Consider the following 9,068-nt stretch of genomic DNA (forward strand, 5'->3'; position numbering starts at 1 on the left):
GCATGGGGCCCGGCGCCTGAAAGCGATTGAGGGCATCCTCAGTCGCTTTCAGGCGCAGGGCCCCATGCCGCGGAGGCCTGCGGCATGGGGTACGGGCCGATGACAGAGTGAAGACCCATGCCGCAGCGGCCTGTGGCATGGAAAATGAACCCTTGGGCCGCCAAAACCCGTGTCGGAGCAGCTTCCGGCACGGGTTTTTCTGCCTCGGTCGACACGCCCCCGGCCACGTTCCCCGCGCTCTCTCCGCCTGAAAGCGAATAAGGATACCCTCAGACGCTTTCAGGCGGAGAGAGGGAGAGGAGATGGCCACGAGGTGCAAGCCCGCAGGTCCCGCACGAATAATCAAATTACAAAGTTACTCGCAAAATAGCAAAAAATATGCATAGACAAACTACCATGCTAGTTAGCACATAGTTCCTACATAACGGAATCTGAATATGCCAATAATGCGTATAGAGCAAATTAGCAGGCATAATGCAGGGATTTTCCCTCACCAATATAATTAACAGACACANATCACCCATCCCTTTTGACTGTGTAGAATACATGTGCTCTAATCTCAATAACAGAAAAAAATACGACAGCAAGACAGCAAAGGAGGAGAGAGTGATTGGTCAAGACGTGGCGTTCTCCAAGGTGACCGTGATTCTCAGACGGGTTCCCCTGGAGGCGGCGCGGGTCATCGCCCTCCAGATGACCAAGAGCCGCATCCGCTCCATGGAGGTGTCTCTCGTCACGGGCGATGCGCTCGACATCATCCGCACGCTCAACGACGAGTTCGGCGACGCGCTCAGCATCGGTGCTGGCACCGTGCGCACGGCAGAGGATGCCCGCGGAGCCATCGGGGCTGGCTCCTCCTTCCTGCTCTCGCCGGTGGGCTTTTCCCAAGAGATTATCGATGTGGCCAAGGAGGCCGGCGTGATCTCGGTGCCCTCGGGCTTCAGCCCCACGGAGATTGCAACCATGTTTGATATGGGGGCAGACATCGTGAAGGTCTTTCCCGCAAGCCGCTTGGGGCCCGCCTACCTCAAGGACCTGGCCGCACCCTTGGGACCCCTGCCGCTCATGGTGGTGGGCGGCATCAACGCCCAGAACGTGCAGGACTACTTCGATGCCGGCGCCTCCTATGCGGGCATCGGGTCCGGCTGCTTCAAGCCGGAAGACATCGCATCCCTCAATGGGGCGGGAATCGCCCGTTCCNTGGCAGAACTTGAGAAAAAGGTGAGGTGGTAGCCGTGGACAGGTTCAGCNTTTCTCCTNANGNCGTGCNGCTGGGGCTCGAGGCGGCAAGCCAGGAAGAGGTCGTCCATCAGCTCTGTGAGCACTTGGCCGGCCAAGAGGCGATTGTTTCCGGCTATGAGGAGAGCCTGCTGGAGCGCGAGGAAGATTACCCCACGGGCCTTGACCTGGGCGAGGTATGTGCAGCCATCCCTCACACTGACCCTCAGTACGCCCGCGACACCAAGCTTGTGGTCGCCACACTGGCCAGTCCCGTGGCCTGGAAGAACATGGAGGACCCCGACGATCAGGTGATGGTGTCTGTGGTCGTCCTGAGCCTGTTCGACAAAGCTGAGAAGCAGTTGGAAGCACTTAAGAANATAATGGNAATCATTCAAGACCAAGACACTCTCAAGCAGGTCTTGAGCGCTTCAGGCCCGGATGAAGTGGTAAGTATTTTTAACTAGAAAGGAAAAAGGACCNTGGAGAGGAAGACCGTAATCGTATGCTGCGCCTCGNCGATGATCACCTCTACGGTTNNCGTGGAGAANATCAAAGGGGTAGCCAAGGCCATCGGTGCCCNCGAGCCCAATTTCATCCAATGCAAGTTCTCCGAGGTGCTCGGCAACCTCGCTACCAGCAAGGTTGACCTCATCGTTCCCACCGGAAAGCTCAAAGGCGTCGAGACTGACGTGCCCATCGTGAAAGGCACCGCCTTTATCACGGGCGTCGGAGAGCAGGCAGTGCTCGACAAGATTGCAGAAGAACTCAAGAAATAACACCAAAACGAGGTGCGCAAACAGGTAGGNGGCTTGGTCCATGGAGATCGTGATCACCGCCTTGCAGACGTTCGCGTCGCTTGGCNCCATGNNNATGATGCCCATCATCATCTTTGTGTTGGGTCTCATCTTCCGCGTGAAGATGAATACGCTTTTGAAGTCGGCCCTCTTGGTGGGCGTGGGCTTCGCAGGCGTCAACATCGTTATCAATTGGTTTGTGGGCCAAGTGGCCGGGAGCGTTCAGGCCATGGTTGCCAACTGGGGCATTCAGACGTCCATCATGGATGTGGGCTGGCCGGCCCGCGCAGCCGCCACCTGGTCGTTCCCGATGGCGGCGCCTGTGGTCTTTGTCATCCTCGGCGTGAACGTCGTGATGCTGCNCATCAAGCANACCCGCACGGTTATGGTCGACTTCTGGTCGTACAACCACTACATCTTCACCGGTGCCCTCGTGTGGTACGCCACCGGCGGCAACCCGTGGATCGCCCTTGTCGCCGCNGCTATCGACGCCNTCATCTCGTTCAAGCTCGCCGACTGGACAACGCCGGTGGTGGAGGACTACTTCGAGCTTGAAGGCGTGAACTTCCCCACTTCAAACTCGGTCTGCTGGGCTCCCATCGCCTTTTTCCTCGACAAGCTCTGGGGCATCGTTCCGGGCCTCAAGAACGTCAACGCTTCCCCTGCGGGCATCCAGGAGCGCTTCGGCTTCGTGGGCGAGCCCATGTTCATGGGTCTTATCTTTGGCGCCCTTATCAGCATCCTCGCCGGCGATTCCGTCGAGCAGATCATGATCGTTGCCATGAGCACCTCGGCCACCATGGTCCTCACCCCCAAGATGATGCAGATCCTCATGCAGGGCTTGCTGCCGTTCGCCGACGCTGTCAAGAACACCCTGTCCAAGAAGTTCCCTGACGCCAACTTCACGATGGGCGTTGACGCCGCCCTCACCGTGGCCGACGACTCCGTCATCACCGTGGGCATCATCATGGTGCCCATCACCCTGGTGCTCGCGGCCTTCCTACCCGGCAATAAGCTCCTCCNCGTGNCNGACATCGCCTACCAAGCAATGTGGCTGGCGGCGTGGCCCTGCGCCTTTGCCAAGGGCAACATCGTTCGCGGCATCCTGTCGGCNNCGCTCATCACTGCGGCCGTGCTGCTCATCGGCACCGCTNTGGCCCCGGTCCACACCGANCTCGCTCTCACNNGAGGCTTCGTCCTTCCCGACGGCATGGAGATCATCAGCACCGAGGANGCCGGTACCCACCNCATCGGATACCTGCTCTCCCTCGTGGGCGGCCTGTTCGGCTAATNGGTTTGNCCGTCAGGCCCAGGGGGCGGTCCCCTCTGGGCCTTTTTGAAAAAGGGGATGGATATGAAAATCACCGACGTGGAGCTCTTCGAGGTCAAACCCCGTTGGATCTTTATCAAAGTGAACACCGACGAGGGCGTCTCGGGCTGGGGCGAGCTCATCTCCGGCACCAAGACCCGCACCGTGGTGGAGGGGGCCAAAGAGCTGGCCGAGCGCATCATCGGCCGCAATCCGTTTGAGATTGAGCGCCTTTGGCAAGAGCTCCACCGCTCCTTCTTCCGCGGCGGCCCCATCAACGGCACGATCGTCTCGGGAATCGAGATGGCGCTGTGGGACATCAAAGGCAAAGCCTTCGGCGTGCCCGTCTACGAGCTTCTCGGCGGCGCGGCCCGCGACCGCATCCGTGTCTACTCCTGGATCGGCGGCGACCGGCCCTCCGACGTTGCCGAGCAGGCCAAAAGCCGCCTCGACCGTGGGTTCCGCGCGGTGAAGATGAACGCCACGGAGGAGCTTCACTACGTTGACACCTACGACAAGGTGAAGGCGGTGGTGGACCGCATAGCCTCCATCCGCGAGTTTTGCGGCGACGATATCNAGGTTGGCATCGACTTCCACGGCCGCGTGCACAAGCCCATGGCCAAGGTGCTCGCCAAGGCGCTGGAGCCCTACCACCCCATGTTCCTGGAGGAGGTCGTGCTGCCTGAGAACTGGGAGGTTTTCGACAAGATCGCCAACGAGGTGGCTGTGCCTCTGGCCACCGGCGAGCGCCTTTACACGCGCTGGGAGTACAAGACGCTGTTCCAGCAGGGCGCCATCGACATCATTCAACCCGACGTGGCCATGTGCGGCGGCATTCTCGAGACCCGTAAGATCTGCGCCATGGCCGAGGCCTACGACATGGCCGCTGCGCCCCACGCCCCCTACGGGCCCATCGCGCTAGCCGCCACGCTCCAGGTGGACGCCTGCACCCCCAACGTGTTCATCCAGGAGCAGAGCTTTGGCATTCACTACAACCAGGGCTTTGACATCCTCGACTTCATCGAGAACAAGGACATCTTCCAGTTTGAGGATGGCTATGTGCAGATTCCCGACAAGCCCGGCTTGGGACTCGTCATGGACGAGGGGAAGATTCGCCAGATCTCTGCTGAGGGGCTCGTGTGGCGAAACCCCGCCTGGAAAAACTACGACGGCACCATCGCTGAGTGGTAAAGATCATGGTCAACACGGTTTTGGGCCCGGTGGAGGCCGCGGATCTCGGCGTCACCTACATCCACGAGCATCTCTACGTGAAGCCCAACGAGCTGCCGGCCTTCTATCCCTACACGTTGGACGACGTGGATCGCGGCGTGGCAGAGATTGATAACTTCATGGCCGCGGGAGGGTCGACCATCGTGGAGCTGTCCCCGCTCAACTTCGGTCGANACACGNAGGCCTTGCGAGTCATGGCCAAGCGCGCAGGGTGCCACATCGTGTGCGTGACCGGGCTTCATAAGGAAGAGCACCTGCCTTCCTGGTTCGACAGGCTCTCCGACACGGAGATTGCCGAGGTCATCGCCGATGAGATCGAGGACGGCATAGGGACTCACCACGTCAAGCCGGGCGCGGTGAAGGTGGGCACGAGCCTGAACGCCATCACCGAGCGCGAGNGCCGTGCTATCAGAATCTGCACTTCCGTGGCCGTTGGGCATCGCATGCCCATGATTACCCACTGCGACAAGGGCACCATGGCCTTGGAGCAGCTGTCCCTCATCGAGGCCGAGGGCATGGACCCGTCCCACGTCTGCCTCTCCCATGTGGACCTGACCCTGGATACCGCCTATATCGCGGAGATCTGCTGGGCCGGAGCCTACGTGAGCCTCGACCATGTGGGACGTGACCTTGCGGGGCGCGACCATGAACGTGTGGCAATGATCAAGGAGCTTGTGGATTTGGGCGTGGGCGGCAGGCTCTGCCTGGCCGGCGATATGGGTAAGAAGGACTACTGGCCCTCCTACNGGGGAAAGCCGGGANTCGCCTACATCCTCGCAGGCCTCAAGAGGGAGCTGGTGGGCTGCATTGGCGAGAAGGCCTTTGATGCCATGGTGCGCGCCAACCCCCAGCGGCTGCTGAGCTGGGAGTAGGCAACGGCAGATGCGCTGCGGCGTTGACGGCGGGCGGCTCGAGGGCAAGGAGGCCTCGAGCTGCCCGCTTGCTCTAAAATGCCTTCAGGTAAAGCCAGTGGAATGGTGGGAGCAGCCGTGTCTCGTCCGTCAAAGTGGATCGTAGCTTCAAGCGCCGTGACATTCGGGCGATTCGCAGACGGCCCGGTGCGACGCTTGGAAGAGGCCGGTTGTGAGGTTCGCCTCAACCCCTACGGGCGCCCACTCACAAAAGGCGAGATGGTGGAGNTTGCCGGGGACGCCAGCGCTANAATCTTGGGCAATGACCCGCTGCCGGCGAGCGTTATCAAGCGCCTGAGAAAACTGCGCATAATTGCCCGATACGGTGTGGGATTTGATGGCGTTGACCTTGCTGAGGCCCGGGCGCGCAACATTCAAGTGACCTACGCGCCGGCGACCAACCGCGAGGAGACGGCCGACTTTACCATGGGCCTTATTCTCGACTTGGAGCGTCACATCTCGCAGATGATCATCTCCACGCGCAGTGGGGGATGGGACAAAATCGCCGGTACGAGCCTTTACGGCAAGACCATTGGCATCGTGGGCGTGGGGCAGATCGGAAGTGCCGTGGCCCGGCGCGCCATGGGATTTGGCATGGACATTCTCGGCTACGACATCGTGCAGAGAAACGAGCCCACACTTTATGGCGTTATATACACAACATTNAACGACCTGCTCAGGCGCTCGGACGTGGTGACCATTCACACGCCCCTCAACGACGGCACCNGCAATCTCATTGGCGCTCGCGAGCTGCGCCTGATGAAGGACTCGGCCATTCTCATCAACACGGCCCGCGCGGGCATCGTCCGCCACGATGCTCTCGACAAGGCGCTGCTGGAGGGAAGGTTGAAGGGGTTTGCCACGGACGTTTTCGATAGGGAGCCGCCCGTGCATCGCCCCTACTACGACTACGAGAACGTGCTGGTAACTCCCCATGTTGCCGGCAACACCTACGAGTCCAGCGAGCGTATGGGCAACGTGGTGGTCGACAACATTCTGGCCGTCAAAGACGGTGTGGAGCCACCTGACCCTGTGACCAGCCATCTTCTCTATGAGTCTGCNGTGAGTATGGGTTTGGACGCGGGTGGCATGATTCCCTGAACGACGAACGGTGTCAGGTGGCGCCGCCATCGGCCCTGTTTCGAGTCGAGATGGCTCGGTCTCCGGTGTCGCCGATGCCCGCGACGGCGCCCCCTCGCCCCTCGGCAGACCGGCCCGTCGGTACAAAAAGGCGGCCTGCCGGCAAGAGACGGCGCGTCGGCTCCGATCGGGCCGGCGCGCCGTCTTCGCGTGCGATGGGTCGTGGTCGCTGGTTACTCGCGGTCGATGAGGGCGTCGCGGATCTCCTCGAGGAGCTTCACCTGGACGGTGGCGGGGTCCTCGGGGGCCACCTCCTCCTCGAGCTCCTGCTCGGCCTTCTTGCTCATGGCGTTGTGGGCGGTGTTGATGCACTTCACCATGAGGAAGACCACGAGGGCGATGAGCAGGAAGTTGATGATGGCCTGGATGAAGTTGCCCCACATGATGGTGGCGCCGCCCACCTGGGTCTGGATGCCCGAGAAGTCGATGCCGCCGATGATGATGCCGATGAGGGGCATCACGATGTCGTTGACCAGCGAGTTCACGATAGCCGTGAAGGCTGCGCCGATGATCANGCCTACGGCGAGGTCGACCACCGATCCGCGGGAGATGAACTCCTTGAACTCGGCGATGAACCCCTTGCTCTTTTCCTTGACCTTGTCGGTGTTGACGGCCATGACGACCCTTTCTCCTCGGCACCGGCTCACGGGCGCGTCCCGGGGTTCCGGGACGGTAATAAGGTGCCTTTATTCCCCTCCAAGCCCTTGGATAACGGCCAGGGAGAAGGGTGCCGTGGGTCAGAGGTAGGCGCTGGGGGTGCCGTCCCTCAGGCTGTGGGCGATGGAGTGGAGGTCGTCGTTGTTGTCCCGGTCGGCCAGGAGCTTCAGGGGGCGCCACGCCGCGATGGGGAACCCCTCGTCCACTAGACGGCCGCCCGCCTCGCCCAGGGTGTCGAGGAGCGTCTCGTCGAGGGGCAGCTCCGCGCCGTCGGCATCCAGGGCCGCGGCGGCCTGCTTCATGGAGGGCTCCTCCACTGACTCCTCGCGGAGCAGGTCTGAGAGCTCCAGGCGGGCCTGGTCGGCAAAGCGTGGGCACCGCGCGGCCAGCACGTAGGCCGCCGCTGCCAGGTCGGGCTTTCCCTGCTGCCAGTAGGCGAAGGCCAGGCGGTAGAGGCAGAAGCCGGTGTCGTCGGTGTCGACGAGCATGGTGAGCAGCACCTTGAGCTCCGCCTCGGCCTGGGTGAAGTCGCCGTGGTNGCCGAGGAGCACGGCGCGGCGCATCCGGGGAGGGACCGAGGTGGGGGCCAGGGCCACGCATTGGTCGGCCACGGCCATGGCCTGGGCGAAGTCTCCGAGGTCCGAGTAACGCCGCGATATGGCGTCCTTGGCCTCGAAGAAGGCGTCGGGCAGCTGGTAGAAGCGGGAGGGCCTGCCGGGCTGGGGGTCGTGGTCGCCGNTGATGCCCAGGGGGTCGCGGGCCCCTTCCGCCCCGGTCTGGCGGGTGCCGCCGGCGGGGGCGTGGGCCATGAGCATGCGTACCGGGGAGCTGTTGGACCACAGGGGTGACCTGCCCTCCAGGCCTCCCCGGTCCTCGAGGGCGCCCAGGATGCGGTCGCAGAGCTCCTCGAGGCGCATGATGGCCATGACGGGGGTCTCGGCCTCCTCGGAGCAGATGGAGCGCACCTCCTCGAGCTCGGCGGGGAAGTCGTCGTGGTAGACGTCCAAGTCGGCGCCGGTTTCGGCCATGACGAGGGAGGAGAGGGGCTCCGAGAGGGGGCGTCGGTCGCGCCAGAGGTNGCCCCGGTTGCGTCCGAGGCCGGGGACCCTCAGGGGCTCCACGGGCCGGAGGGTGCCGTCGGAGAGCTCCATCGTGGCCTTCGCGCCCAGGCTGCGGGCGAGGGCCGCGGGGTCGTCCACGGGCCGGGATGCGTCGTCTTCCAGGGCCTCGATGCCCGTGCGGGAGAACCCGAGCCGGTTGAAGTCGCACCCCATGACCGCCTCGCCGCCCAGGCCGCCGTCGAAGGCGCACACCAGGCAGCNGGTGACGGCCACCGAGGAGCCGAAGGCACAGGCGGCCAGCAGCGCGGAGAGCCTGAGGCCGTAGAGGGCCACGAAGGTGCCTTGGAGGGCCCGGCAGTCCTCCAGGCCCCCGTCGCCCATGCGCTCCGCGGGGAACCACTGGGCCTTGGGCAGGGCGAACTCCACCGAGACGCAGCCCGACGGCAGGTCCACATCGTAGCGGTACTCCAGGCGGAACGGGAGCCGGAGGCGCTCGCAGGCCCTGGCCATGCGGCTGCGGACGTCCCACTCGCCGCCGCGGGCGAACTCGACGCCGTGGAAGGTGGCCATGGGGTTGGGGCGCGTGTGGCCGTCGAGGACGTCGGCGGCCTGGAGCGCCCAGGCCCTGAGGGCGCCGAAGCCCGCCTCGTCGCAGGCCCGGTCGTGGGCGGGCGCCTCGCCGTCGAGGACGAGCTGGATGCGGTTGAGGGCCGCCTCCACCGAGAGGAGGGTGTCGCGGTGGGCG

8 protein-coding genes are annotated in these 9,068 nt (G+C 63.2%); 7 read left to right on the plus strand and 1 reads right to left on the minus strand.

The features are described from left to right. The first annotated feature begins 606 nt into the window (after positions 1 to 606). The 7 genes from JX283_RS07220 (at position 607) to JX283_RS07250 (ending at position 6,566) form a co-directional block, all read left to right on the plus strand. Complete coding sequence (locus JX283_RS07220) at positions 607 to 1,233, plus strand: bifunctional 4-hydroxy-2-oxoglutarate aldolase/2-dehydro-3-deoxy-phosphogluconate aldolase (RefSeq protein WP_204829969.1); 627 nt, start codon at positions 607 to 609, stop codon at positions 1,231 to 1,233. A gap of 2 nt (positions 1,234 to 1,235) precedes the next feature. Continuing rightward, complete coding sequence (locus tag JX283_RS07225) at positions 1,236 to 1,685, plus strand: PTS sugar transporter subunit IIA (protein WP_204829970.1); 450 nt, start codon at positions 1,236 to 1,238, stop codon at positions 1,683 to 1,685. 150 nt (positions 1,686 to 1,835) lie between these two features. Then, positions 1,836 to 1,997: a hypothetical protein gene (locus JX283_RS08565; protein WP_239652529.1), complete on the plus strand. Its 162-nt coding sequence runs from the start codon at positions 1,836 to 1,838 to the stop codon at positions 1,995 to 1,997. A 40-nt stretch (positions 1,998 to 2,037) separates the two neighbouring features. Next, positions 2,038 to 3,306 (plus strand): PTS transporter subunit IIC, encoded by a 1,269-nt coding sequence (locus JX283_RS07235; protein ID WP_204829972.1) that lies wholly within the window; start codon positions 2,038 to 2,040, stop codon positions 3,304 to 3,306. A gap of 63 nt (positions 3,307 to 3,369) precedes the next feature. Beyond that, entirely contained in the window at positions 3,370 to 4,515 is a 1,146-nt protein-coding gene (gene dgoD, locus JX283_RS07240; RefSeq protein WP_204829973.1) for a galactonate dehydratase, read from the plus strand. After that, entirely contained in the window at positions 4,509 to 5,426 is a 918-nt protein-coding gene (locus JX283_RS07245; protein ID WP_239652531.1) for a phosphotriesterase, read from the plus strand. The genes dgoD and JX283_RS07245 overlap by 7 nt, the downstream gene beginning before the upstream one ends. 102 nt (positions 5,427 to 5,528) lie before the next feature. Beyond that, positions 5,529 to 6,566 carry a phosphoglycerate dehydrogenase gene (locus tag JX283_RS07250; RefSeq protein ID WP_204829974.1) on the plus strand — a complete coding sequence of 346 codons (1,038 nt, stop codon included), beginning with the start codon at positions 5,529 to 5,531 and terminating at the stop codon, positions 6,564 to 6,566. Positions 6,567 to 6,778: 212 nt separating this feature from the next. Here JX283_RS07250 and mscL read toward each other — a convergent pair whose 3' ends face one another. After that, complete coding sequence (gene mscL / locus JX283_RS07255) at positions 6,779 to 7,222, minus strand: large conductance mechanosensitive channel protein MscL (protein ID WP_204829975.1); 444 nt, start codon at positions 7,220 to 7,222, stop codon at positions 6,779 to 6,781. Positions 7,223 to 9,068 lie beyond the last annotated feature (1,846 nt).

Source organism: Olsenella sp. CU969 (genome assembly GCF_905219715.1).
Classification (GTDB): Bacteria; Actinomycetota; Coriobacteriia; order Coriobacteriales; family Atopobiaceae; genus Granulimonas; species Granulimonas faecalis.